This is a genomic window from Streptomyces fuscichromogenes (assembly GCF_014645815.1).
GTDB classification, from domain to species: Bacteria; Actinomycetota; Actinomycetes; order Streptomycetales; family Streptomycetaceae; genus Streptomyces; species Streptomyces fuscichromogenes.
Genome location: NZ_BMML01000002.1, coordinates 500333 through 524729 on the forward strand (window position 1 = coordinate 500333; position 24397 = coordinate 524729).

A 24397-nucleotide genomic window follows, 5' to 3' on the forward strand; every position below is an offset into this window, starting at 1 on the left:
GAGCTGGACATGGGGGCCATACCCACGCAACGGGAGATCGTCTCCCGGGTCCGTGAGGCGCCTGCGCACGACGCGGCGCCCGCGCACGACATAGCGGGCCCGAGTGCGCAGGGGCGCGCGACCCTGCCCGGAAGCCCCCTCGCGCCCGGTTCCGCCCGCGCCCTGGTGCGCGCCTCCTTCGAGGAGTGGACCGACCGCGGACTCCTCTGCCCGGAGCAGCGGCGGGTCGCGGAGGACGCCATGGTCGTCGTCAGCGAACTCGTCACCAACGCCGTCGTGCGCGCCGGCACGGAGGTCGAGGTCGACTGGTGGCTGGAGGACGGGGAGGAGACGGCGTTCGTCGTCGAGGTCACCGACCACCATCCCTCCCGCGCGCCCCGCGACCACCCGGGCGAGACGCCGTACGAGACCCCGGAGTTCGGGCGCGGGCTGCGGCTGGTGGCCTCGCTCGCCGAGTCCTGGGGGGTGACGTACCGCACCGGCGCGAAGTCGGTGTGGGCGCGGCTGACCGGCCGCGGCGGCACGCTCCCCGACGAGCAGCAGCTGAAGGTCGCCGAGATCCTCGCGCCCGAGCCGCCCCCGCACGCGGCCGGCGGGGAGGGCGGGGGCTGCTCCCATCGCCCCGAGCGTGACCGGGACTGGCTCAACCGGGGCGCGCTGTCCTTCCTCGCCGAGGCCTCCGACCTGCTCGCCGGGCAGCTGGACGAGAACCTGGTGGCCGCGCTCACCGGCCAGCTGATCGTGCCGCGGCTCGCCGACTGGTGCGCTGTGTGGCTGGAGGACGAGGCCACCGTCCGCGGGGGCGGCTGGGGCGATGCGGCGGGTGCGGGCGGCCCGCGGCTGGCCCGGGTCTGGCACGGCAGCGAGAACCGCATCGAGGAGCTGCGCCGAGCCCTGGAGAAGGACCCGCCGAGCGCGACGGGCGGCTTACGGTCCGGGCCCGAGCCGTATGCCTGGCCCGGCGCGGCGCTCGGTCCGCAGGGCGTCCTCGGGTCGGCGCTCGCCTACCGGCTGATCGCGGGCGGCCGTCCGCTCGGCACGCTCGTCATCGGCCGTTCGGGCCCGGACGGCTTCCCCGACGAGATCACCGGGCTGGTGGAGGACTTCGGCCGCCGGGTCGCCCTGGCCATCGGCGCGGCCCGCCAGTACGCCCGCCAGGCCACCATCAGCGCCGTGCTCCAGCGCGGGCTGCTGCCCGGCGCGGTCGCGGAGATCCCGGGTGTGCGCAGCGCGCTCGTCTACGAGCCCTGTGACAAGGGCGGTCCCAGTGGTGACTTCTACGACCTCTTCCCGGCCGGTGACGGCCGCTGGTGCTTCGCCGTCGGCGACGTCCAGGGCAAGGGCCCCGAGGCCGCCGTCGTGATCGGCCTCGCCCGGCCCTGGCTGCGGCTCCTCGCCCGCGAGGGGTACCGGGTGGCCGACGTCCTGGACCGGCTCAACCAGCTCCTCCTCGACGACGCCACCGAGGCCGCCGACGCCGCGGCCCGCGCCCTGGTCGCCGCCGGCGGCCGCACCCTGCCGCCCGGCGACGGCCCGCAGACCCGTTTCCTCTCCCTGCTGTTCGGCGAGCTCACGCCCCTGGACGGCGGTGGCATCCGCTGCACCCTCGCCTCCGCGGGGCACCCGCTGCCGCTGGTCCTCGGTCCCGACGGCGAGGTCCGCACCGCCGCCCGTCCGCAGACCCTCCTCGGGGTCGTCGAGGACGAGACGTACACCAGCGAGACGATCGAGCTCGCGCCCGGCGACAGCCTGCTGTGCGTGACCGACGGGGTCACCGAGCGCCGCTCCGGCAGCCGCCAGTTCGACGACGGCGACGGGCTCGCGCGGGCGTACGCCGGGTGTGCGGGGCTGAGCGCCGACCTGATCGCCGAACGCATCAGGCGGCTCGTCCACGAGTTCGGCGGCGGCCAGCCGGAGGACGACCTGGCGCTGCTGGTGCTCCAGGCGGAGTGACCGGACAGGTGGGGGACAGCGGTGCGGGACAATGGAGGACATGCCTTCCGCACTCCCCGACGGCGAGCCCGTTCCCGACGACGGCACGCTCCCCGCGTCCGCGCTCGCCGGTGCCGCCGCCCGCCCCCTCGGGTTCTACCTGCACGTCCCCTACTGCGCGACCCGCTGCGGTTACTGCGACTTCAACACGTACACGGCGACCGAGCTGCGCGGCACCGGCGGTGTCCTCGCCTCCCGGGACAACTACGCGGACACGCTGATCGACGAGGTCAGGCTGGCGCGGAAGGTCCTGGGCGACGATCCGCGCGAGGTGCGGACCGTGTTCGTCGGGGGCGGTACGCCGACGCTGCTGGCCGCCGCCGATCTCGTACGGATGCTGGGCGCGATCCGCGACGAGTTCGGGCTCGCGGCCGACGCGGAGGTCACGACGGAGGCGAACCCGGAGTCCGTCGACCCGGCGTACCTGGCGGCGCTGCGCGAGGGCGGCTTCAACCGGATCTCCTTCGGCATGCAGAGCGCGAGGCAGCACGTGCTGCGGGTGCTCGACCGGACGCACACCCCCGGACGCCCCGAGGCGTGCGTCGCGGAGGCCCGCGCGGCCGGCTTCGAGCACGTGAACCTGGACCTGATCTACGGCACCCCGGGCGAGTCCGACGACGACTGGCGGGCCTCGCTGGACGCGGCGATCGGGGCCGGGCCGGACCATGTGTCGGCGTACGCGCTGATCATCGAGGAGGGCACCCAGCTGGCCCGGCGGATCCGGCGGGGCGAGGTCCCGATGACCGACGACGACGTCCACGCCGACCGCTACCTGATCGCCGACTCGGTGCTGGCCGGGGCGGGCTTCGACTGGTACGAGGTGTCCAACTGGGCGACCTCGCAGGCGGGCCGCTGCCTGCACAACGAGCTGTACTGGCGGGGCGCCGACTGGTGGGGCGCCGGGCCGGGGGCGCACTCGCACGTGGGCGGGGTGCGCTGGTGGAACGTGAAGCATCCGGGGGCGTACGCGGCGGCGCTGGCGTCGGGGCGGTCGCCGGGGGCCGGGCGCGAGGTCCTGACGGACGAGGACCGGCGGGTGGAGCGGATCCTGCTGGAGCTGCGGCTGCGGGAGGGGGTGCCGCTCTCGCTCCTGCGGGAGGAGGGCCTGAAGGCTGCACGCCGGGCGCTCGCGGACGAGCTGCTGGAGAAAGGCCCTTACGAGGAGGGCCGGGCCGTGCTGACGCTGCGGGGGCGGTTGCTGGCGGACGCGGTGGTGCGGGACCTGGTGGACTGAAGGGTCACCCCCGCGACAGCGGGGAGCATGACGTGCTCGGCCGTGTGGACGAACTGATCGACGGACCACCTCCGCGCGGGCGGAGAGCAGTGCACCGGTCCCGGAGGATCAACGGCTCGGCATCATTCAGGGCACGGTCACATGGTCGATGAGACGCTCGACACATCCCAGCAGCTCCGGCTCCAGGTCCTTGTAGGAGTTCACGCGGGCGAGGATCGCCTGCCATACGGCGCCGGTGTTGTCCGTGGGCCAGCCCAGGGCGCGGCAGACGCCCGTCTTCCAGTCCTGGCCGTGCGGGACGCGGGGCCAGGAGTCGATGCCCAGGCAGGACGGCTTCACCGCCTCCCAGATGTCGATGTAGGGGTGGCCGACGACCAGGGCGTGGTCGCTGGTGACCGACCCGGCGATGCGCCACTCCTTGGTGCCGGGCAGCAGGTGGTCGACGAGGACGCCGAGACGGGCGTCGGGGCCGGGGGCGAACTCGGCGACGATCGCGGGGAGGTCGTCGACGCCCTCCAGGTACTCCACGACCACGCCCTCGATGCGCAGGTCGTCGCCCCAGACCTTCTCGACCAGTTCCGCGTCGTGCCGGCCCTCCACGTAGATGCGGCCCGCGCGGGCGACACGCGCGCGTGCGCCGGGGACGGCGACCGAGCCGGAAGCGGTGCGCGAGGGGCGCACCGGCCCCGCGGACGTGGGGCGTACGAGGGTGACGACGCGGCCCTCCAGGAGGAAACCGCGCGGCTCCAGCGGGAAGACGCGGTGCTTGCCGAAACGGTCCTCCAGGGTGACCGTGCCCGCCTCGCAGCGGATCACCGCGCCGCAGAAGCCGGTACCGGGCTCCTCGACCACCAGACCGGGTTCGGCGGCCACCTCGGGCACCGGCTTCGGCTTCTTCCACGGCGGGGTCAGATCGGCGGAGTACTGGCGCATTCGGATGACGATAGGAGAAGCCGATCCGGTCCGCCTACGACACGCCGAAGCGGGCCGCCAGGGCGTCGCGCTGTGCCCGGACGAACGCCGCGTCCACCACCGCTCCGTGACCGGGAACGTACCGGGCGCGATCGCCGCCGAGCGCCAGCAGGCGGTCCAGGGCGGCGGGCCACCGCGACGGTACGGCGTCGGGGCCGGCCTGCGGGTCGCCGGACTCCTCGACCAGGTCGCCGCAGAAGACCACCTCGGGGTCGCCGGGGACGAGGACGGCGAGATCGTGGGGGGTGTGGCCGGGGCCCACGTCGGCCAGCAGGGCCTGGCGGCCGTCGCCGAGGTCGAGGGTCCACTCGCCGCAGACCAGGCGGCGGGGGAGGGGGAGGGCGTCCGCCGCCTCCTCGGCCTCCGGGGCCGGCAGGCCGTTGCGGATCGCGTCCAGACGGAGTTCCTCGCGGTCGTACGCGAGGACGGCGTCCGTGCCCACCGCCGCGTACAGGTTCGCGCCTGCGAAGGCGGCGGCCCCGAAGACGTGGTCGAAGTGCGGATGGGTGAGCGCGAGATGGGTCACACGGCGGTCGGCCAGCGCCTGCGCCTCCATGCGCAACCGCGCGCCCTCCGCCAGGCTCGACCCGGCGTCCACCATCAGGGCCGTGCCCGCGCCGAGGACCAGCCCCGCCGTGCAGTCCCAGCCCGGCAGCCGACAGCGGCCGACCCCTTCGGCCAGCTGCTCCCAGCCCAGCTCTTCCCAAGTCACCGTCATGCCGCGACGCTAGCCGTAGAACGCCGTAGGTCCCGACCGACCTTGCCCAGTCAGTACCCCACGGCCGTACACTGGGCCGGGGATGCTGGCACTCGCGCTCGCCGAGTGCCAGACGAAAGGCCCGAAGGACCCGAAAGGCCACGGGGACGACTTTCTGGAGGTGTGGCGCGAGATGCTGAGTGAACGCAGGCTTCAGGTGTTGCGCGCCATCGTCCAGGACTATGTCGGCACCGAGGAACCGGTGGGTTCGAAGGCGCTGACCGAGCGGCACAACCTCGGGGTCTCCCCGGCGACCGTGCGCAACGACATGGCCGCCCTGGAGGACGAGGGATTCATCGCCCAGCCGCACACCAGTGCCGGGCGGATCCCCACCGACAAGGGCTACCGGCTGTTCGTCGACAAGCTGGCCGGTGTCAAACCGATGAGCGCGCCCGAGCGGCGGGCCATCCAGAACTTCCTCGACGGCGCCGTCGACCTCGACGACGTGGTGGCGCGGACCGTGCGGCTGCTGGCGCAGCTGACCCGGCAGGTGGCGGTCGTGCAGTACCCGTCGCTGACGCGGTCCACCGTGCGGCACGTGGAACTGCTCTCGCTGGCTCCGGCCCGGCTGATGCTGGTGCTGATCACCGACACCGGGCGGGTCGAGCAGCGGATGGTCGACTGCCCGGCGCCGTTCGGGGAGACGTCTCTGGCGGATCTGCGGGCACGGCTGAACAGCCGGGTCGCGGGGCGCCGGTTCTCGGACGTGCCCCGGCTGGTGGAGGATCTGCCGGAGGCCTTCGAGGCAGAGGACCGCGGCGCGGTCTCGGCGGTGCTCTCCACCCTGCTGGAGACGCTCGTCGAGGAGAACGAGGAGCGGTTGATGATCGGCGGCACCGCCAATCTCACCCGCTTCGGACATGACTTTCCCCTCATGATCCGGCCCGTCCTGGAAGCCCTGGAGGAACATGTCGTTCTCCTCAAACTCATGGGCGAGGCGGGGGATTCGGGCATGACCGTACGCATCGGTCACGAGAACGCCTACGAGGGACTCAACTCCACGTCAGTGGTGTCGGTCGGCTACGGTTCGGGCGGCGAGGCAGTCGCCAAACTCGGCGTGGTCGGACCGACCCGCATGGATTACCCGGGAACGATGGGAGCGGTACGAGCGGTGGCACGGTACGTCGGACAGATCCTGGCGGAGTCGTAAGTGGCCACGGACTACTACGCCGTTCTCGGCGTGCGCCGCGACGCGTCGCAGGAAGAGATCAAGAAGGCCTTCCGTCGGCTCGCACGCGAGCTGCACCCGGACGTCAACCCGGATCCGAAGACCCAGGAGCGGTTCAAGGAGATCAACGCCGCCTACGAGGTGCTCTCCGACCCGCAGAAGAAGCAGGTCTACGACCTCGGCGGGGATCCGCTGTCGCAGAGCGGCGGCGCGGGCGCGGGCGGCTTCGGGGCCGGTGGGTTCGGGAACTTCTCGGACATCATGGACGCGTTCTTCGGTACGGCGTCCCAGCGCGGGCCGAGGTCGCGGACGCGGCGCGGCCAGGACGCGATGATCCGGATCGAGGTCGAGCTCGACGAGGCGGCCTTCGGTACGACCAAGGACATCCAGGTCGACACGGCGGTCGTCTGCAACACCTGCAACGGTGAGGGCGCGGCGCCGGGCACCTCCGCCCAGACGTGTGACATGTGCCGGGGCCGGGGCGAGGTCTCGCAGGTGACGCGGTCCTTCCTCGGGCAGGTCATGACCTCGCGGCCGTGTCCGCAGTGCCAGGGCTTCGGGACGGTCGTGCCGACGCCGTGCCCCGAGTGCGCGGGTGACGGGCGGGTACGGTCGCGGCGGACGCTGACCGTGAAGATCCCGGCCGGTGTCGACAACGGCACGCGGATCCAGCTCGCCGGTGAGGGCGAGGTCGGGCCGGGCGGCGGTCCCGCGGGTGATCTGTACGTCGAGATCCACGAGCTGCCGCACTCCACGTTCCAGCGGCGCGGGGACGATCTGCACTGCACGGTGACGATCCCGATGACGGCGGCGTCGCTCGGTACGAAGGTGCCGCTGGAGACGCTGGACGGGCTGGAGGAGGTCGACATCCGGCCGGGCACCCAGTCCGGGCAGTCGATTCCGCTGCACGGGCGTGGGGTGACGCATCTGCGGGGCGGCGGGCGGGGTGACCTGATCGTGCATGTCGAGGTCATGACGCCGACGAAGTTGGATCCCGAGCAGGAGCGGTTGTTGCGGGAGCTGGCGAAGCTGCGGGGTGAGGAGCGACCGACGGGGCAGTTCCAGCCCGGCCAGCAAGGGCTGTTCAGCCGGTTGAAGGACGCGTTCAACGGGCGTTGACGGGGCGCCGTGAAGGGGCTTCGCCCCTTCGACCCCACCAGGGGGCTCCGCCCCCTGGACCCCCGGGACCCCTGCCCACCCACCACCCGACTCGGCCGATGAAGAGGCGAGCCCGCCCCTCGGCTCGGCCGATGAAGAGGCGAGGTTCACCCTCGGCTCGGTCGATGGAGAGGCGAGGTTCGTCCTCGGTTCGGTCGGCTGTGAGGTGGGGGTGGGTACAGGGGGCGGGCCGATTCGGTCTTGTTCGGAGGACGTGACAACATGCCGTCATGTCCTCCGCACTGACCGATCTCTTCCCCCTTCCGATCGTGCAGGCCCCCATGGCAGGCGGGGTCTCCGTGCCGCAGCTCGCCGCTGCCGTGTCCGAGGCGGGCGGGCTGGGGTTCGTCGCTGCCGGGTACAAGACCGCCGACGGGATGTACCAGGAGATCAAGCAACTGCGGGGGCTGACCGGGCGTCCCTTCGGCGTGAATCTGTTCATGCCGCAGCCGGAGTACGCCGAGTCCGGGGCCGTGGAGGTCTACGCGCATCAGCTGGCCGGTGAGGCCGCCTGGTACGAGACCGAGCTCGGTGACCCGGACAGCGGCCGGGACGACGGCTACGAGGCCAAGCTGGCCGTGCTGCTCGACAACCCGGTCGCCGTCGTCTCCTTCCACTTCGGCGTGCCGAGTCCCGAGGCGCTGGACTCGCTGCGCCGCGCCGGGACGTTCACCCTGGTCACCGCCACCACCGCCGAGGAGGCCCTGGCCGTCGAGCGGGCCGGGGCCGACGCGGTGATCGCGCAGGGCGTGGAGGCCGGCGGCCATCAGGGCACCCACCGGGACGTGCCGGAGAACGACGGGTCCGGGATCGGGCTGCTGTCGCTGGTCGCGCAGGTACGGGAGAGCGTCGCCATCCCGGTCGTCGCCGCCGGCGGCATCATGCACGGCAGCCAGATCGCGGCCGTGCTGGCCGCGGGGGCGAGCGCCGCGCAGCTGGGCACGGCCTTCCTGGCCACCCCCGAGTCCGGCGCCGCCGACCTGCACAAGCAGGCGCTCACCGACCCGCTGTTCACCCGGACCGCGCTGACCCGGGCGTTCTCCGGGCGGCCCGCCCGCGGCCTGGTCAACCGGTTCATGCGCGAGCACGGCCCGTACGCGCCCGCCGCCTACCCGGAGGTCCACCACCTCACCTCCCCGCTGCGCAAGGCCGCCGCGCGGGCCGGGGACGCGCAGGGCATGGCCCTGTGGGCCGGACAGGGGCACCGGATGGCCCGCGAGCTGCCCGCCGGACAGCTGGTGGAGACCCTCGCGGAGGAACTCGCCGCCGCGTCGACAGCGTTGTCGATCAAGGGGGAGGGCGAGCAGGCATGACCGCTCCCGTGTTCGTGCTGGATCCGCTGGTGGTGCCCGACTTCTCCGGTGGGGAGGTCGTCCTGGACGGGCCCGAGGGGCGGCACGCCGTCTCCGTGAAGCGGCTGCGGCCCGGCGAGGACGTCATCCTCACCGACGGCCGCGGGCGTTGGGCGGAGGGCGTCGTGCGGGCCGCCGAGGGCAAGGACCGGCTGGTGGTGACGGGCCTGCAGAGCGTTCACGAGGAGCCCCCGCCGCGGCCCCGGATCACCGTCGTCCAGGCGCTTCCCAAGGGGGACCGGGGGGAGGTGGCCGTGGAGACCATGACCGAGGTCGGCGTCGACGTGATCGTGCCCTGGCAGGCCGCCCGCTGCATCACCCAGTGGAAGGGCGACCGGGGACTGAAGGCCCTCGGCAAGTGGCGGGCCACCGCCCGCGAGGCCGGCAAGCAGTCCCGCCGGGTGCGTTTCCCGCAGGTCGCGGACGCCGCGACGACCAAGCAGGTGGCCGCACTTCTCGCCGGGGCCGACCTCGCCGCCGTCCTGCACTCCGACTTCGAGCACGGCAGCGAGCCCCTCGCGCAGGTCCCGCTGCCCACCGAGGGCGAGATCGTGCTGGTCGTCGGGCCCGAAGGGGGCGTCGCCCGGGACGAGGTGGCGCTTTTCGAGGAGGCGGGCGCCAAGGCGTACACCCTGGGACCTACCGTGATGCGCACGTCCACCGCCGGAACGGCGGCCGCGGCCCTGCTGCTGGGGCGCACCGGCCGGTGGTCCTGAACCGACCGCACCACCCTGGGGGACATACCGTGGAACTCGCCCAAGTCCGGCTCCTCGTCGCCGACTTCGCCGCCTGCTACCGGTTCTACGCCGAGGTGCTCGGGCTGAGGCCGCAGTCGGGGGCGAGCGAGGGGCCGTACGAGAAGTTCAGCCCGCACGCCGGGTCGGCGGGGATCGCCCTCCAGGACCGGGCCATGATGGCCGCGATACTGGGTGAGTTGGGGGACGCGGCGAGCGGGCACCGTTCGCTGGTGGTGCTGCGCGTCGACGACCTCGACGGCTACTGCGAGCAGATCGTCGGACGGGGCGCGGTCCTGGTGCACGGGCCGGCGCCGATGACGGAACGCATGCGGGTCGCCCACCTCAAGGACCCGGAGGGGAACCTGGTGGAACTGCAGGAGTGGCTGCTGCTGCGCACCTGAGGGCCGGGCCACCCGCACGGGGACCTCTCCGAACACGTGAGTGGCCGTATGTCCCCTACCGCCACCGGCGAGACAGTGGCAGGCTGCCCTCCATGGGGGCATTGAGGCGGATTTGGCGCCGGCCGCGCGGGACCAGGGTGGCGGCCGTGACAGGGCTCGCGCTGATCGCCGTGGGTGGTGCGGCGGCCTGCCGGCCGAGCGATCTGAACTCCGCGACGGTCGCCTACACCACCGACGTGACCGCCACCGCCGAGCTGAAACGCCAGCACGTCGACGTCAACTGGCTCACCTGCACCGGCTCCTACGGCTCGGCGCCGAAGGCCACGGCGAGCACGGCGAGCACGGCGAGCACGAAGACCGCCAAGGCCACGAGGACACCGTCGGCCACCGCCACCACCGTCGTCTCCGTCGACTGCCAGGGCCGGACCAAGGACGGCCGGAGCATCACCGTCACCGGCCGGGTGACCAAGGCCGTCAGCGGGGCCTGTGTGCGCGGCAGCCTCGTCGCCGAGGTCGGCGGCAAGGAGTGGTTCCGGGTGAACGGGCTGGGCGACTGCGACGCCACGCCCGGACCGACGTACAGCACCTACCGGCCGCCCACCTACGGACAGCGGCCCGGCCCCACCGTGACCGTCACGAAGACCGTCTGGTGCCAGGGCGACCCCAAGTGCTGGCCGGTGCAGGGCAAGTGATCGAAATCGGTCACCGGGAACACGCCGCGATGCATAGGCTGAGCGAGTGACTCAGGGTGCAGCGACAGGACCGCGGTCCTACCTCCGATTTCCGCACGTCCACGGCGACCTGGTCGCCTTCACCGCCGAGGACGACGTGTGGCTCGCGCCCCTGGACGGCGGCCGGGCCTGGCGGGTCAGCGCCGACAACGTCCCCGTGACCCTGCCCCGTATCTCGCCCGACGGGACCACGGTGGCCTGGACCTCCACCCGCGACGGCGCCCCCGAGATCCACACCGCCCCCGTCGACGGCGGCTCCTCGACCCGCCTGACCCACTGGGGCAGCGCCCGCACCCAGGTGCGCGGCTGGACCGCCGACGGCCAGGTCCTCGCGATCACCACCCACGGACAGGCCAGCCTCCGGCGCAGCTGGGCCCACACCGTCCCGCTCGACGGCGGCCCGTCCACCGTCCTGCCGTACGGCCCCGTCGGCGATGTCGCCTTCGGGCCGGCCACCGTGCTGCTGTCCGCGCCGATGGGACGGGAGGCGGCCTGGTGGAAGCGGTACCGGGGCGGCACGGCGGGCAAGCTGTGGATCGACCGGGGCGTGCCGGACGGGACGGACGGCGAGGGCGACGGCGGGTTCGTACGGCTGCACGCCGAGCTGGACGGCAACCTGGAGTACCCCTGCTGGGCCGGCGAGCGGATCGCGTTCCTCTCCGACCACGAGGGCACCGGCGCGCTGTACTCCTCCCTCGCCGACGGCTCCGACCTGCGCCGCCACACCCCCCTCGACGGTTTCTACGCCCGGCACGCGACGAGCGACGGCAGCCGTGTCGTCTACGCCTCGGCCGGTGAACTCTGGCTCCTGGACGACCTGGAGGGCGCCGAGCCGCGCCGCCTGGACATCCGGCTCGGCGGGTCCCGGGTGGACCGCCAGCCGTACCCCGTCAACGCGGCCCGCTGGTTCAGCCACGCCTCGCCCGACCACACCGCGCGCGGCAGCGCCGTCCTGGTGCGCGGCGGCGTGCACTGGGTGACCCACCGCTCGGGTCCGGCGCGGGCGCTCGTCGCCCGGCCCGGGGTGCGGGCCCGGCTGCCCGTCACCTTCCGGGTGGACGCCGAGGAGTGGGTGACCTGGGTGACGGACGCCGAGGGCGACGACGCCCTGGAGTTCGCCCCCGCCACCGGCCTGGAACCCGGCGCCACCGCGCGCCGGATCGCCGCCGGACGGCTCGGCCGGGTCCTGGAACTCGCCGTCGCCCCGGACGGCGGCCGGGTCGCCGTCGCCGCCCACGACGGCCGGCTGCTCCTCGTCGAGCGGGAGACGGGCGAGGTCCGCGAGGTCGACCGCAGCGAGGACGGCGACGTCTCGGGCCTCGCCTTCTCACCCGACTCCGGCTGGCTCGCCTGGTCCCACCCCGGCGCCGGCGGGCTCTGCCAGCTCCGCATCGCCCATACCACCGACCTCACCGTCACCGAGGCGACCCCGCTGCGGTTCCGGGACTACGACCCCGCCTTCACCCGCGACGGCAAACACCTCGCCTTCCTCTCCACCCGCTCCTTCGACCCGGTCTACGACGAGCACGTCTTCGACCTGGCCTTCGTGGTCGGCGACCGCCCGCACCTGATCACCCTCGCCGCCGCCACCCCCTCGCCGTTCGGCCCGCAGCGGCACGGCCGCCCCTTCGAGACCCCCGACAAGGACGAGACCCCGGACGCCGAGGGCACCCCCGCCACCCGTATCGACCTCGAAGGCCTCGCCGACCGGATCGTGCCCTTCCCCGTCGAGGCCGGCCGCTACTCCACCCTCCGGGCCGCCAAGGACGGCGTGCTCTGGCTGCGCCACCCGGTGCGCGGTGTGCTCGGCGCCTCCCGCGCCCACCCCGAGGACCCGGCGCCCAAGACCGAGCTGGAGCGCTACGACCTCGCCCAGCAGCGCATCGAGTACCTATCCTCCGACGCCGACCACTTCGAGGTCAGCGGCGACGGCAAACGCGTCCTGCTCTGGGCCGACAGCAAGCTCAGGGTGGTGCCCAGCGACCGCCGCGCCTCGGGCGACGAGGACAGCGACACCAACATCACCGTCGACCTGGCCCGGGTCCGGCAGACCGTCGACCCGGCCGCCGAGTGGCGGCAGATGTTCGACGAGACCGGCCGCATCATGCGCGACCAGTTCTGGCGCCCGGACCTCGGCGGCGTCGACTGGGACGGTGTCCTCGACCGCTACCGCCCGCTCGTCGACCGGGTCGCCACCCACGACGACCTCGTCGACCTGCTCTGGGAGGTCCAGGGCGAACTCGGCACCTCGCACGCCTACGTCACCCCGCGCGGCGGCCACGGCGGCGGCGCCCGCCAGGGCCTGCTCGGTGCCGACATCTCCCGGCACGAGGACGGCAGCTGGCGCATCGACCGCATCCTGCCCACCGAGACCTCCGACCCCGGCGCCCGCTCCCCGCTCGCCGCACCCGGCGTCGCGGTACGCCCCGGCGACGCGATCGTGGCCGTGGCCGGCCGCCCCGTGGACCCGGTGACCGGCCCCGGCCCACTGCTGGTCGGCACCGCCGGCAAGGCGATCGAACTGACCGTGTCCCCGGCCGGCGGCGGCGAGCTGCGCCACCCGGTCGTCGTCCCGGTCGCGGACGAGGAGCCGCTGCGCTACCACGCCTGGGTCGCCGACCGCCGGGCCCATGTGCACACGGCGTCCGGCGGCCGCCTCGGCTACCTGCACGTCCCCGACATGCAGGCGCCCGGCTGGGCCCAGATCCACCGCGACCTGAACGTGGAGATGGCCCGCGAGGGCATCGTGGTGGACGTCCGCGAGAACCGCGGCGGGCACACCTCCCAACTGGTGGTGGAGAAGCTGGCCCGGCGCATCGTCGGCTGGGACCTGCCGCGCGGCATGCGCCCGCACAGCTACCCGCGGGACGCCCCCCGCGGACCGGTGGTGGTCGTCGCGAACGAGTTCTCCGGTTCGGACGGCGACATCGTCAACGCGGCGATCAAGGCACTGGGCATCGGCCCGGTGGTCGGCACCCGCACCTGGGGCGGCGTGATCGGCATCGACAGCCGCTACCGCCTGGTCGACGGCACCCTGGTCACCCAGCCGAAGTACGCGTTCTGGCTGGAGGGCTACGGCTGGGGCGTGGAGAACCACGGCGTCGACCCGGACGTGGAGGTCGTGCAGACCCCGCAGGACTGGGGCGCGGGCAGGGACCCCCAGCTGGACGAGGCCATCCGGCTCGCGCTTGAGGCACTGGAGACGACGCCTGCGAAGGTTCCGCCGGCGTTGCCGATGTAGGGAGCGGCGCCCGGTCCCGCCCAGGGGCGCGGGGAGCGGCGCGACCAGCCCCCACCGGCCTGTGGCCAAACCGACTACGATGCCCCCGGAACCGATCACCGGGCGAGGAGAAAACATGCCAGGGGAACCCCAGGACGACTGCCTCTTCTGCAAGATCGTCGCAGGTCACGTCCCCGCGACCATCGTCCGCGAGACCGACACCACCGTCGCCTTCCGGGACATCAACCCCCAGGCACCCACCCACGTCCTGGTGATCCCCAAGGTCCACTACAGGAACGCGGCCGAGCTCGCCGCGGGCGAACCCGCGATCGCCGCCGACATACTGCGTGAGGCCCAGGCCGTCGCCGACGAGGACAAGCTGGAGAGCTACCGCGTCGTCTTCAACACCGGCAGCGGCGCCGGCCAGACCGTCTGGCACACCCACGCCCATGTCATCGGCGGCCGCGGCCTCCAGTGGCCGCCCGGATGACCTGCCGTGTCCGTACGTGAGTTGGTGGTCCTCGGCACAGCCAGCCAGGTTCCCACCCGGCACCGCAACCACAACGGCTACCTGCTGCGCTGGGACGGCGAGGGCATCCTCTTCGACCCCGGCGAGGGCACCCAGCGGCAGATGCTGCGGGCCGGGGTCGCCGCGCACGACCTGAACCGGATCTGCGTCACCCACTTCCACGGCGACCACAGCCTCGGCCTCGCCGGGGTCATCCAGCGCATCAACCTCGACCAGGTCCCGCACCCGGTCACCGCGCACTACCCGAGGTCCGGACAGCGCTTCTTCGACCGGCTCCGGTACGCCACCGCCTACCGCGAGACCGTCGGCATCACCGAGGCCCCGGTCGATGCGGACGGCGACCTCGCGGTCACTCCGTCCTACACGCTGGAGGCGAGGAGGCTCTCGCACCCCGTCGAGTCGTACGGCTACCGGCTCGTCGAGCCCGACGGCCGCCGTATGCTGCCCGAACGGCTCGCCGCGCACGGCATCACCGGCCCCGACGTCGGCCGCCTCCAGCGCACCGGTGTCCTCGGGGACGTCACCCTCGGCGAGGTCAGCGAGGTACGGCGCGGCCAGCGCTGCGCGTTCGTGATGGACACCCGGCTGTGCGACGGCGTGCACGCGCTGGCCGAGGGCTGCGACCTGCTGGTCATCGAGTCCACGTTCCTCGACGAGGACGCCCGGCTCGCCGCGGAACACGGCCATCTGACCGCCGGACAGGCGGCGGCCGTCGCCCGGGACGCGGGGGTACGGCACCTCGTGCTGACCCACTTCAGCCAGCGCTACCCCGGCTCCGAGGACTTCGAGCGGCAGGCGCGGGCCGCCGGCTACGAGGGCGAGCTGACCGTCGCCTACGACCTGCTCCGAGTGCCGGTTCCGAAGCGCAGGTGAAGCGGCCGTACCATGCTTTGATGCCCCTCCCCAAAGCAGAACTGCACCTCCACATCGAAGGCACCCTGGAGCCCGAGCTGGCGTTCCGGCTCGCCGCACGCAACGGCGTCGAGCTGCCGTACGCGGACACCGACGAACTGCGCAAGGCGTACCGGTTCGAGGATCTCCAGTCCTTCCTGGACCTCTACTACCAGCTGATGGCCGTCCTGCGCACCGAGCAGGACTTCGAGGACCTCGCCAACGCCTACCTCGAACGCGCCGCCGCGCAGGGCGTGCGGCACGCCGAGATCTTCTTCGACCCGCAGGCGCACCTCGCGCGGGGCGTCGGCATGGGGACGGTCGTCGGGGGCCTGTGGCGGGCGCTCGGCAGCAGCGTCGAGAACCACGGGGTCTCCACCCGTCTGATCATGTGCTTCCTGCGGGACGAGTCCGCCGAGTCGGCGATGCGGACGCTGGACGCCGCGAAGCCGTACCTGGACCGGATCACCGGCATCGGGCTGGACTCCGCCGAGGTCGGGCACCCGCCGGTCAAGTTCCGTGCGGTGTACGAGGCCGCGGCCGCGCTGGGGCTGCGCCGGGTGGCCCATGCGGGGGAGGAGGGGCCGCCGGAGTACATCACCGAGGCGCTGGACCTGCTCGGCGTCGAGCGCGTCGACCACGGGCTGCGCTGCATGGAGGACCCGGAACTGGTCGCCCGACTGGTGCGGGAGCGGATCCCGCTGACGCTGTGTCCGCTGTCGAACGTCCGGCTGCGCGCGGTCGACGTGCTCGCCGAGCACCCACTTCCGGCCATGATCGATGCCGGGCTGCTGTGCACGGTCAACTCCGACGACCCGGCCTACTTCGGCGGCTACGTCGCCGACAACTACCACGCCGTGCGCGACGCCCTGGGTCTGTCCAGGGAGCAGATGCGGGAACTGGCCCGCAACTCCTTCCTCGCGTCCTTCCTGGAGGACGACGAGGAACTGCGGGCGCGTTACCTCGCGGAGGTCGACGCGTTCGAGTTCGGGCAGGCCCACGGCTGAGCACAGCGCCGGAGGCGCCGCGGTCCGCCGTCCGCGGCGGACCGCGCCGGGCCGGCTCAGGCCGCGACGTCCAGCCGTACCGCGGTGCCGTCGGTGAGTGCCGGGCCGGTCGCGACGGTGGTGGTCCTGCGCCGCAGCGCCACCGCCGTCAGCGGCACCGCGACCGCCAGCAGGGCCACCGCGAGGACCGTGCCCATCGCCGGGAAACCGGCCCGCGCCGCCAGCAGGCTGCCGGTCATCGGGCCGACGGCCGTCCCCAGCGACGACGCCGACCCGACCAGCACCGCCCAGCGGCCCCGCGGGTCGAGGGCGGCGGCGAGGCCGATGACGTACGACAGGACGACCGGGTAGAGCAGGTTCCAGGCGATCTCGCCGGTCGCGAAGGACGTGAGGTCGGTGGCGGACGCGCTGAGCGCGATACAGCCCGCGATCAGCACGGTGCCGAGACCGATGGGCAGGGCCCGGCCGAGCCGCGGGCCGAGGGCGCCCGCGCCGATCACGCCGAGCAGGCCGGTGCCGAGCGCCACCGCGAACACCGCGCCGACGGTCGCCTCGCTGAGATGCGCCTGCGTCAGGCCGATCCGGCCGCTGACCCCCCACAGCGAGTTCTGCACGGCGGACCAGCAGGGCATCGCGGCGGCCAGCAGCAGGCCCGAGCGGAGGTGGGGCAGCCGGGAGCCGGCGGCGGTGCGGGCGGCCGCCGGGGCGGTTCGGGGGGACAGGCGGGCGGTGAGCGGCCAGACCGCGAGCGCGGTGAGCGCGATCGCGGCGAGGGGCTGCGCGTGGCCGGGGCCGAGGTGCGGGACCGTCAGGTAGACGGCGCCCGCGAGGGCGGAGACGCCGAGCAGGCCGAGGGTGGTGGTGCGGTGGGGGTCGCTCCCCCACGCTCGAACACCCTCGCGCGGGGGGACCCCCAGGGCGGCGATGCCGGTGGCGGCGACCGCGGTGATCGTGCCGGAGCCGAATCCGCCGATGGCCGCGCCGGCGACGACCGCGGGGACGGCGGTGGTCAGGGCCGCGCCGCCGTAGCCGAGGACCGCGAGGAGGAGGCCGAGGCGGGCGAGGGGGCGGGGGCCGGCGCGGTCCACCCGGGCGGCGAGGAGGAAGCCGGCCGTCGCCGAACTCAGCAGCAGGGCACTGCCGACGGCGCCTGCCTGGATGGCGGAGAGGGGGAGCCCCGATGCGAGCCTGCCGACGGTGGTCGGGAGGAGGTACGGGGCCAGGTACCCGGCCGTGAAGAGGGCGACGAGGGGCCAGGGGGTGGTGCGGGGGGCGGACACGGGCGTTCCCAGGGCATGCGAAAGGAGCGGCTCAAGAAGGGGGTTGGGCGTAGGCCGTCGGGGGACGGGAACGCGCGGAGAATTTGTATCAAGGGCGGGGGGAGGGAAGAAGGGCGGGGGGTGTGATGTGGGGCACGGTGGGGTTTTGGAAGCGGGGGAGCGGGTAGCGGCGCCGCGCGCCGTGGGGGTTCGGTGGTGTCGCGGGTGCGGGTGGGCGGGGGTTGCTCGCGCGGTTCCCCGCGCCCCTGGCGGGGCGCCGCATCCGTCGCTTCTTCCCGGCCGCGGGCGCTCGTGTCAGCTCCTCCAGGGGCCCCCGCACGGTCCTGCGGTCGGCTGCTCAGCGCCAGTTGACCGTGCCGCCCGTTGTCGCTGATCCGATGCGGGTGCGGATGTCGTCCATCACCGTGATGATCCGGTCCTCGTGTTCCGGGGTCAGGCGGTCCGTCGGTACCGAGCAGCTGATCGCGTCCTGGGGCGGGGTGTCGTAGCGCAGGGCGAAGCCGAAGCCGGTGATGCCGAGGACGCCTTCCTCGCGGTCGGTCGAGTAGCCGCGGGCGCGGATCCCGGCCAGGTCGGCGGCGAGGGCGTCCGGAGTGGTGCGGGTGTGCGGGGTGAGGGCCGGCCAGGGGCCCTCGGGGAGGTCGGCGTCCGGGCGTTCCGCCAGCAGCGCCTTGCCCAGTGCGCCCGCGTGGGCCGGGAAGCGGCGGCCCACCCTGCTGATCGTGCGCAGGTACTCGTGGGACTCCCGGGTCGCCAGGTACGCCACGTCCGGGCCGTCCAGGCGGGCCAGGTGGATCGTCTCGCCGAGCGCCTCCGAGGCCTCGTCGAGGTAGGGGCGTACCAGGCGGACGCGCGGGTCGGAGTCCAGGTAGCTCGTTCCGGTCAGCAGGGTGCGGATGCCGACGCCGTAGAGGGAGCCGGTGGTGTCGGTGCGGACCCAGCCCCGGGTGATCAGCGTCTGGAGCAGGGCGTACATCGAGCTGCGCGGGACGCCGAGTTCGTCCGCCAGCTCCTGGAGGCGGGCCGGGCGGTCACCGCGGGCCGCGAGGAGTTCCAGCAGCTCCACCGTGCGCGCCGCGGACTTCACCTCGCGGACGCCTGCTGTCTCGGACATGTGCAGATCCTAAGGCGGCGGGGCGCCGTTGACGGGGCGCGTTCGCATACCTAGTCTCGGTTCCAGTACATGGATGACATCTACATGGGGAGATGGCTGGAGTGGCCGGACAGGCGGAGCATGTGGTGCGGAGGCTGCGGGACGGCATGGCGGGCGGGGTGCTGTCGTTCCCGCTCACCTCGTTCCGTGCCGACGGGTCCCTCGACGCGGACGGGTTCCGGGCGTACGTCGCCGGGCAGCTGGCGGCCGGACCCGGCGCGCTCTTTCCGGCCTGCGGCACCGGGGAGTTCTTCTCGCTGGACGAGGAGGAGTACCGGCAGGTCGTGAGCATGGCGGTCGAGGAGGCCGGTGGGCGGGTGCCCGTGGTCGCGGGGGCGGGCTACGGCTGGGCGCAGGCCGTCCGCTTCGCGCGCATCGCCGAGGACGCCGGGGCCGACGCCCTGCTCGTGCTGCCGCACTACCTCGTCGGCGCCCCGCAGGACGGGCTCGTCGCGCAGGTCGAGGCGATCGCGGGCCGGACCGGGCTGCCGCTCGTCGTCTACCAGCGCGGCCAGGTCACCTACACGGCCGACTCGTTGGCGCGGATCGCCCGCGTCCCCGGTGTCATCGGGCTCAAGGACGGGCACAGCGACCTCGACCGGCTGCAGCGGCTCACCCTCGCCGCCCCGGACGGCTTCCTCTTCTTCAACGGCGCCGCCACCGCCGAGATCCAGGCCCGCGCCTACGCCGCCGTCGGCGTCCCCGCCTACTCCTCCGCCGTGCACGCCTTCGCCCCGGAGATCGCCGACGCCTTCTTCGCCGCCCTCCGGGGCGGCGACCAGGGCACCGCCGACAAGCTGCTGCGCGGCTTCTACGTGCCGTTCGCCGAACTGCGCGACCGGGTGCCCGGATACGCGGTGTCGCTGGTGAAGGCGGCGGCCCGGCTGCGCGGCCGGCCGGTGGGTCCGGTGCGCGCCCCGCTCACCGACCCGTCCACCGCCGACCTGGCCGACCTCCGGGCACTGCTCGGCGCCGGACTCGACCTGGTGGGAGCGTCCCTGTGAACCTCACGATCACCGACGTCCGCCTCACCCCCGTCCTGGTCGCCGACCCGCCGCTGCTGAACACCCAGGGCGTGCACCAGCCGTACACCCCCCGGCTGATCGTCGAGGTGGAGACCGCGGACGGGGTGGTCGGGGTCGGGGAGACCTACGGGGACACCAAGTACCTGGAGCTGGCCCGGCCGTTCGCCGAGCGGCTGCGGGGACGGCAGGTCAGTGATCTGAACGGGCTGTTCACGGTCGCCGACGAGGTCGCCGTGGACGCGGCCCGGGTCTTGGGGCAGACCGACGTCGGCGGGCTGCGCGGCGTGCAGACCGCCGACAAGCTGCGGCTGTCCGTGGTCTCCGGCTTCGAGGTGGCCTGCCTGGACGCGCTCGGCAGGGCGCTCGGCCTGCCGGTGCACGCGCTGCTCGGCGGCAAGGTGCGCGACTCGGTCGAGTACAGCGCCTACCTGTTCTACCGGTGGGCCGCGCATCCGGCGGGCGTGCCGGCCGAGACCGACGACTGGGGCGCCGCCCTCGACCCGGCCGGGGTCGTGGCGCAGGCCCGCCGCTTCACGGAGCGCCACGGCTTCACCTCCTTCAAGCTCAAGGGCGGGGTCTTCCCGCCGGAGGAGGAGATCGCGGCCGTACGCGCGCTGGCCGAGGCGTTCCCCGGCCACCCGCTGCGCCTCGACCCGAACGGCGCCTGGTCGGTGGCGACCTCGCTGAAGGTCGCGAGGGAACTCGGGGACGTCCTCGAGTACCTGGAGGACCCGGCGCTCGGCACCCCGGCGATGGCGGAGGTGGCGGCGGGCACGGGGGTGCCGCTGGCCACCAACATGTGCGTGACGACCTTCGGCGAGATCGAGGAGGCGTTCACGCGCGGGGCCGTCCAGGTGATCCTCTCCGACCACCACTACTGGGGCGGGCTGCGCAACACCCGGCAACTCGCCGCCGTCTGCCGGACCTTCGGCGTCGGCGTCTCCATGCACTCCAACACCCACCTCGGGATCAGCCTCGCCGCGATGACCCACGTGGCCGCGACCGTCCCCGGCCTCCACCACGCCTGCGACTCCCACTACCCCTGGCAGTCCGAGGACGTCCTCACCGAACGGCTCGTCTTCGAGGGCGGCCGGCTCGCCGTCCCCGACGCGCCGGGACTGGGCGTCGAACTCGACCGGGAGCGGCTGCGACGGCTGCACCGGCGGTGGCTGGACGACGACGGGACGCTGCGCGACCGCGACGACGCGGCGGCCATGCGGGTGGCCGAGCCGGGGTGGACCGCACCGGCGGTACCGCGCTGGTAGGAGTGCTCGTTCGGGCGGTCGTACGACGACAGCGGCCGCCTCCGCTCCCCCCATGGTGCACACTGTGCGGATCCGCACCACGCCAGGGAGCACACCGTGACCGCGTCCGACGCGTTCGCCGGAGAGGAACCGGAGTACCTCGACGACGACAGGGGAGCAACAGCACCGTACTGCGCCGCGCAGGTCGACCCGCTGGCCGCGCTGCGCACGCCGGACGATCCGCCCTGGGACGTCTACCTCACCGGCACCGTCTTCCTCGACATCGTCTTCACCGGCCTCGGCTCCGCGCCGGTGCGCGGCACCGAGTCCTGGGCCCGGGGCATGGGCTCCAGCCCCGGCGGCGTCGCCAACATGGCCACCGCCCTCGCCCGCCTCGGCCTGAAGACCTCCCTCGCGGCCGCGTTCGGCGACGACCACTACGGCGAGTACTGCTGGGACGCCCTCGCCCAGGGCGAGGGCATCGACCTCTCCCCGTCCCGGAAGGTACGCGGCTGGCACTCGCCGGTCACCGTGTCCATGGCGTACGAGGGGGAGCGGACCATGGTGTCGCACGGGCACGAGCCGCCCGCCGACACGCTGTTCCGCCAGCAGAACGCGCCCGGCCACCCGGCCCGCGCACGCGCCGCCGTCGCCTCCCTCACGCCCGGCAAACGCAACCCCTGGATCGCGAAGGCGGCCGCCGAGGGGACCCGGATCTTCGCCGACGTCGGCTGGGACGACACCGGGGCGTGGGACCTGGCGGGCCTGGCCGACCTGGAGCACTGCGAGGCGTTCCTGCCGAACGCGGAGGAGGCGCGGCGGTACACCGGCGCGGACTGCCCGCGGGCCGCGGCGCACGCCCTCACCGAGCACGTGCCGCTCGCCGTCGTCACCCTCGGGTCGGAGGGCGCGTACGCCGTCGACGGGCGGACCGGGGAGTCCGCGGAGGTCCCGGCGATCGCCGTGGAGGCCCTCGACCCGACCGGCGCGGGCGATGTCTTCGTCGCGGGCTTCGTCACCGGCACGCTCGCCGACTGGCCGCTGGCCGACCGCCTCGCCTTCGCGGGCCTCACGGCGGCACTGTCCGTCCAGGAGTTCGGCGGCTCCCTCTCGGCCCCCGGGTGGTCGGAGATCGGGGCGTGGTGGCGCAAGGTGCAGTCGGTCGAGGGCCAGGACCCGGCGGCGCTGCGGCGCTACGCGTTCCTGGAGAGCCTGGTACCGGAGGAGGACCAGGTACGGCCGTGGCCCTTGCGGAGGGCGGTACCGACGATCGGGTTCGGCCGGGCGGGGTGAGCGGGTGCAGGTGCGTCGGGGCTGGGGCGGGGTTTCGCCTACCGGCGCCGACAGGGTGCCGCCGCGCCCACCCTCCCCCACTCTCGGCTTCGCTCGAGCGGGGGGACCCCCATCGCCCTGCGGCACGCCTGCCCGCGGCTGGGGAGACGCGGCGACTGCAGCGCCCCGTAAGGGGCGCGGGGAACTGCGCGACAAGCCCGCACCGGCCCGCGGCCGACGACGAGACCGTGCGGCCCCGGCCTACTCTCCCCGCACCTTGGCGACCTGCTGAAGCACCAGCGACCGCCCCGTCTCCGACACCCCGGACAACGCCCCGGCGAACAGTTCCTCCACCCCGCCGCCGTCGGCGCCCACCTCACCGCCGCTCACCGCATACCCCTCCCGCACCGCGACCCTCAGCACACCCTCCGTGTCCACCGCCGCGGCGGCGATCGTCGGCACCTCCCCGCCCGCCGGATCCGCCACCTTCGCGAACGCGCCCCGCACCGGCTCCCGCCAGCGCAGCGCCAACAGCACCGGTGACTTGGCCTGCACCTCGGCCAGGTCCACCTGGTCCACCCCGTCCGCCGTGAGCACGTCGGCCCACGCGTCCAGCACGATCGCCGCCGGCAGCAGGTCCCGCAGCGTCGACCCGGCGATGTTCCCGCCGACCGTCGCCGCCCGGCGCACCGCCCCCGTGCCGACCCCCTTCGCCGCCTGCCGCAGCACCTCCGGGACCCGGTCGTCCAGCACCTGGTGGAGAAGGACCGCGCCCCCGAGCACGCCGTCCCCGATCGCCGTCGCCTCCGGCACCTTCCGCAGGGACACCGCCTGTTCCGGGAAGCCGTCCCGCTGCCACGCGGCCCAGATCAGGGTCGCTCCGCCGACGGGTATCGCCCCCTCGGCCAGACATTCCCGGGCCTCGGACACCGACGTGGGCAGACGCAGCTGCACGGCTACCTGCTTTCTGTGCGGACAGGTGGCGTGGAGCGGACGCGGCCCCCCGACCACGTGATGGCAGTGACGGCACGGATTCTGCCCCGGCGTGCGGGAGCGCATGCAGGGCTCACGGAAACAGCGGGGGCGCCTTTCCCGGTGAAAAGCCCTACGGCGTTGTCAGCCCCGCGTCGTACGCTTGATACCGCGAGGCCGCCCTCAGCTACGCGGCCGTGACGAGGAGGAACCGCAGGCCTTAAGCGCCGGCCCATGACTCAGACACCCACAGCTCACACTCCCGCGCAGCAGCAGGCCCGAGCTCAGTTCGAGGTTCCCGCCCAGCACCCGATGGTGACCGTGCTGGGATCCGGCGACTCCCTGCTGCGCGTGATCGAGAAGGCCTTCCCGGCGGCCGACATACACGTCCGGGGCAATGAGATCAGCGCGGTCGGCGAGGCCCATGAAGTCGCCCTCGTCCAGCGCCTGTTCGACGAGATGATGCTGGTGCTCCGCACCGGGCAGCCGATGACGGAGGACGCAGTGGAACGCTCGATCGCCATGCTGCGGGCGAGTGAGAACGGGGAGGGCCCGGAGGAGACCCCGGCCCAGGTTCTGACGCAGAACATCCTGTCCTCGCGCGGCCGCACCATCCGCCCCAAGACCCTGAACCAGAAGCGGTACGTCGACGCGATCGACAAGCACACCGTGGTCTTCGGCATCGGACCGGCCGGTACCGGAAAGACCTATCTGGCCATGGCCAAGGCGGTGCAGGCCCTGCAGTCCAAGCAGGTCAACCGCATCATCCTGACCCGGCCGGCGGTGGAGGCGGGGGAGCGGCTGGGCTTCCTGCCCGGCACGCTCTACGAGAAGATCGACCCCTACCTGCGCCCGCTGTACGACGCGCTGCACGACATGCTCGACCCGGACTCGATCCCGCGCCTGATGGCCGCCGGGACGATCGAGGTGGCGCCGCTCGCGTACATGCGCGGCCGCACCCTCAACGACGCCTTCATCATCCTCGACGAGGCCCAGAACACCTCTCCCGAACAGATGAAGATGTTCCTCACCCGGCTCGGCTTCGAGTCGAAGATCGTGATCACGGGCGACGTCACCCAGGTCGACCTGCCGAGCGGCACCAAGTCCGGTCTGCGCCAGGTGCAGGACATCCTGGAGGGCCTGGAGGACGTGCACTTCTCCCGTCTCACGTCCCACGATGTCGTACGGCACAAGCTGGTGGGCCGTATCGTCGACGCGTACGAGAAGTACGACAGCAAGCACGGCACGGAGAACGGCACGCCCCAGGGCGGCCGCTCGAAGTCCGGGCACAAGGGGAAGTAG

Annotated in this window: 21 protein-coding genes; 16 read left to right on the forward strand and 5 right to left on the reverse strand. The window is 73.4% G+C overall.

Annotation, left to right across the window (positions count from 1 at the left end; genetic code table 11):
• Positions 1 to 9: 9 nt before the first annotated feature.
• Complete coding sequence (locus tag IEZ11_RS05990) at positions 10 to 1953, forward strand: SpoIIE family protein phosphatase (RefSeq protein WP_189261507.1); 1944 nt, start codon at positions 10 to 12, stop codon at positions 1951 to 1953.
• A gap of 40 nt (positions 1954 to 1993) precedes the next feature.
• A complete protein-coding gene (gene hemW, locus IEZ11_RS05995; protein ID WP_189261508.1) occupies positions 1994 to 3226 on the forward strand; it encodes a radical SAM family heme chaperone HemW in 1233 nt (410 codons plus the stop codon).
• A gap of 126 nt (positions 3227 to 3352) precedes the next feature.
• Here the strand turns inward: hemW and IEZ11_RS06000 are convergent, their stop codons facing one another.
• Both IEZ11_RS06000 and IEZ11_RS06005 read right to left on the reverse strand, forming a co-directional pair.
• Entirely contained in the window at positions 3353 to 4159 is an 807-nt protein-coding gene (locus tag IEZ11_RS06000; protein ID WP_189261509.1) for a DUF3097 domain-containing protein, read from the reverse strand.
• A 34-nt stretch (positions 4160 to 4193) separates the two neighbouring features.
• A complete protein-coding gene (locus IEZ11_RS06005; protein ID WP_189261510.1) occupies positions 4194 to 4916 on the reverse strand; it encodes an MBL fold metallo-hydrolase in 723 nt (240 codons plus the stop codon).
• A 172-nt stretch (positions 4917 to 5088) separates the two neighbouring features.
• Between IEZ11_RS06005 and hrcA the strand changes: the two genes are divergently transcribed.
• From hrcA to IEZ11_RS06055, 10 genes are all read left to right on the forward strand, one after another.
• Positions 5089 to 6105, forward strand: coding sequence for a heat-inducible transcriptional repressor HrcA (hrcA, locus tag IEZ11_RS06010; RefSeq protein ID WP_189261748.1), 1017 nt, complete (start codon positions 5089 to 5091; stop codon positions 6103 to 6105).
• Entirely contained in the window at positions 6106 to 7242 is a 1137-nt protein-coding gene (dnaJ, locus tag IEZ11_RS06015; RefSeq protein WP_189261511.1) for a molecular chaperone DnaJ, read from the forward strand. It abuts the gene before it with no gap.
• A 269-nt stretch (positions 7243 to 7511) separates the two neighbouring features.
• On the forward strand, positions 7512 to 8594 hold the full coding sequence (locus IEZ11_RS06020) for a nitronate monooxygenase (protein WP_189261512.1): 1083 nt from the start codon (positions 7512 to 7514) through the stop codon (positions 8592 to 8594).
• Positions 8591 to 9349, forward strand: a complete 759-nt coding sequence (locus IEZ11_RS06025) for a 16S rRNA (uracil(1498)-N(3))-methyltransferase (protein ID WP_189261513.1) — start codon at positions 8591 to 8593, stop codon at positions 9347 to 9349. Before IEZ11_RS06020 ends, IEZ11_RS06025 begins: the two co-directional genes overlap by 4 nt.
• A 29-nt stretch (positions 9350 to 9378) precedes the next feature.
• Positions 9379 to 9771, forward strand: a complete 393-nt coding sequence (locus IEZ11_RS06030; protein ID WP_189261514.1) for a VOC family protein — start codon at positions 9379 to 9381, stop codon at positions 9769 to 9771.
• A 92-nt stretch (positions 9772 to 9863) separates the two neighbouring features.
• Positions 9864 to 10463 carry a hypothetical protein gene (locus IEZ11_RS06035; protein WP_189261515.1) on the forward strand — a complete coding sequence of 200 codons (600 nt, stop codon included), beginning with the start codon at positions 9864 to 9866 and terminating at the stop codon, positions 10461 to 10463.
• Positions 10464 to 10509: 46 nt separating this feature from the next.
• A complete protein-coding gene (locus IEZ11_RS06040; protein ID WP_189261516.1) occupies positions 10510 to 13743 on the forward strand; it encodes a S41 family peptidase in 3234 nt (1077 codons plus the stop codon).
• 115 nt (positions 13744 to 13858) lie between these two features.
• Complete coding sequence (locus IEZ11_RS06045) at positions 13859 to 14212, forward strand: histidine triad nucleotide-binding protein (protein ID WP_189261517.1); 354 nt, start codon at positions 13859 to 13861, stop codon at positions 14210 to 14212.
• A gap of 6 nt (positions 14213 to 14218) precedes the next feature.
• On the forward strand, positions 14219 to 15124 hold the full coding sequence (locus tag IEZ11_RS06050) for a ribonuclease Z (protein ID WP_189261518.1): 906 nt from the start codon (positions 14219 to 14221) through the stop codon (positions 15122 to 15124).
• A 20-nt stretch (positions 15125 to 15144) separates the two neighbouring features.
• A complete protein-coding gene (locus IEZ11_RS06055; protein ID WP_189261519.1) occupies positions 15145 to 16149 on the forward strand; it encodes an adenosine deaminase in 1005 nt (334 codons plus the stop codon).
• Between the two features lie 56 nt (positions 16150 to 16205).
• Here IEZ11_RS06055 and IEZ11_RS06060 read toward each other — a convergent pair whose 3' ends face one another.
• Both IEZ11_RS06060 and IEZ11_RS06065 read right to left on the reverse strand, forming a co-directional pair.
• Positions 16206 to 17429, reverse strand: coding sequence for an MFS transporter (locus IEZ11_RS06060; protein ID WP_229712820.1), 1224 nt, complete (start codon positions 17427 to 17429; stop codon positions 16206 to 16208).
• Positions 17430 to 17766: 337 nt separating this feature from the next.
• Complete coding sequence (locus IEZ11_RS06065; RefSeq protein WP_189261520.1) at positions 17767 to 18543, reverse strand: IclR family transcriptional regulator; 777 nt, start codon at positions 18541 to 18543, stop codon at positions 17767 to 17769.
• A gap of 92 nt (positions 18544 to 18635) precedes the next feature.
• Here IEZ11_RS06065 and IEZ11_RS06070 point away from each other — a divergent pair, with 92 nt between their 5' ends.
• From IEZ11_RS06070 to IEZ11_RS06080, 3 genes are all read left to right on the forward strand, one after another.
• Positions 18636 to 19586 carry a 5-dehydro-4-deoxyglucarate dehydratase gene (locus IEZ11_RS06070; protein WP_189261521.1) on the forward strand — a complete coding sequence of 317 codons (951 nt, stop codon included), beginning with the start codon at positions 18636 to 18638 and terminating at the stop codon, positions 19584 to 19586.
• A complete protein-coding gene (locus IEZ11_RS06075) occupies positions 19583 to 20872 on the forward strand; it encodes a glucarate dehydratase family protein (protein WP_189261522.1) in 1290 nt (429 codons plus the stop codon). The genes IEZ11_RS06070 and IEZ11_RS06075 overlap by 4 nt, the downstream gene beginning before the upstream one ends.
• Before the next feature lie 96 nt (positions 20873 to 20968).
• On the forward strand, positions 20969 to 22144 hold the full coding sequence (locus IEZ11_RS06080) for a carbohydrate kinase family protein (protein ID WP_189261523.1): 1176 nt from the start codon (positions 20969 to 20971) through the stop codon (positions 22142 to 22144).
• 240 nt (positions 22145 to 22384) lie between these two features.
• Here IEZ11_RS06080 and IEZ11_RS06085 read toward each other — a convergent pair whose 3' ends face one another.
• Complete coding sequence (locus IEZ11_RS06085; protein ID WP_189261524.1) at positions 22385 to 23077, reverse strand: FAD binding domain-containing protein; 693 nt, start codon at positions 23075 to 23077, stop codon at positions 22385 to 22387.
• 252 nt (positions 23078 to 23329) lie between these two features.
• Between IEZ11_RS06085 and IEZ11_RS06090 the strand changes: the two genes are divergently transcribed.
• Positions 23330 to 24397 carry a PhoH family protein gene (locus IEZ11_RS06090; RefSeq protein WP_189261525.1) on the forward strand — a complete coding sequence of 356 codons (1068 nt, stop codon included), beginning with the start codon at positions 23330 to 23332 and terminating at the stop codon, positions 24395 to 24397.

Excerpts from the sequence above, each read along its gene's own strand:
- IEZ11_RS06045 (WP_189261517.1), top strand. The coding sequence starts at position 13,859 with ATGCCAGGGGAACCCCAGGACGACTGCCTCTTCTGCAAGATCGTCGCA.
- IEZ11_RS06000 (WP_189261509.1), bottom strand. The coding sequence starts at position 4,159 with ATGCGCCAGTACTCCGCCGATCTGACCCCGCCGTGGAAGAAGCCGAAG.
- hemW (WP_189261508.1), top strand. The coding sequence starts at position 1,994 with ATGCCTTCCGCACTCCCCGACGGCGAGCCCGTTCCCGACGACGGCACG.
- IEZ11_RS06025 (WP_189261513.1), top strand. The coding sequence starts at position 8,591 with ATGACCGCTCCCGTGTTCGTGCTGGATCCGCTGGTGGTGCCCGACTTC.
- IEZ11_RS06035 (WP_189261515.1), top strand. The coding sequence starts at position 9,864 with ATGGGGGCATTGAGGCGGATTTGGCGCCGGCCGCGCGGGACCAGGGTG.
- IEZ11_RS06070 (WP_189261521.1), top strand. The coding sequence starts at position 18,636 with ATGGCTGGAGTGGCCGGACAGGCGGAGCATGTGGTGCGGAGGCTGCGG.
- hrcA (WP_189261748.1), top strand. The coding sequence starts at position 5,089 with ATGCTGAGTGAACGCAGGCTTCAGGTGTTGCGCGCCATCGTCCAGGAC.
- IEZ11_RS06090 (WP_189261525.1), top strand. The coding sequence starts at position 23,330 with ATGACTCAGACACCCACAGCTCACACTCCCGCGCAGCAGCAGGCCCGA.
- IEZ11_RS06020 (WP_189261512.1), top strand. The coding sequence starts at position 7,512 with ATGTCCTCCGCACTGACCGATCTCTTCCCCCTTCCGATCGTGCAGGCC.
- IEZ11_RS06055 (WP_189261519.1), top strand. The coding sequence starts at position 15,145 with ATGCCCCTCCCCAAAGCAGAACTGCACCTCCACATCGAAGGCACCCTG.
- IEZ11_RS05990 (WP_189261507.1), top strand. The coding sequence starts at position 10 with ATGGGGGCCATACCCACGCAACGGGAGATCGTCTCCCGGGTCCGTGAG.
- IEZ11_RS06005 (WP_189261510.1), bottom strand. The coding sequence starts at position 4,916 with ATGACGGTGACTTGGGAAGAGCTGGGCTGGGAGCAGCTGGCCGAAGGG.
- IEZ11_RS06065 (WP_189261520.1), bottom strand. The coding sequence starts at position 18,543 with ATGTCCGAGACAGCAGGCGTCCGCGAGGTGAAGTCCGCGGCGCGCACG.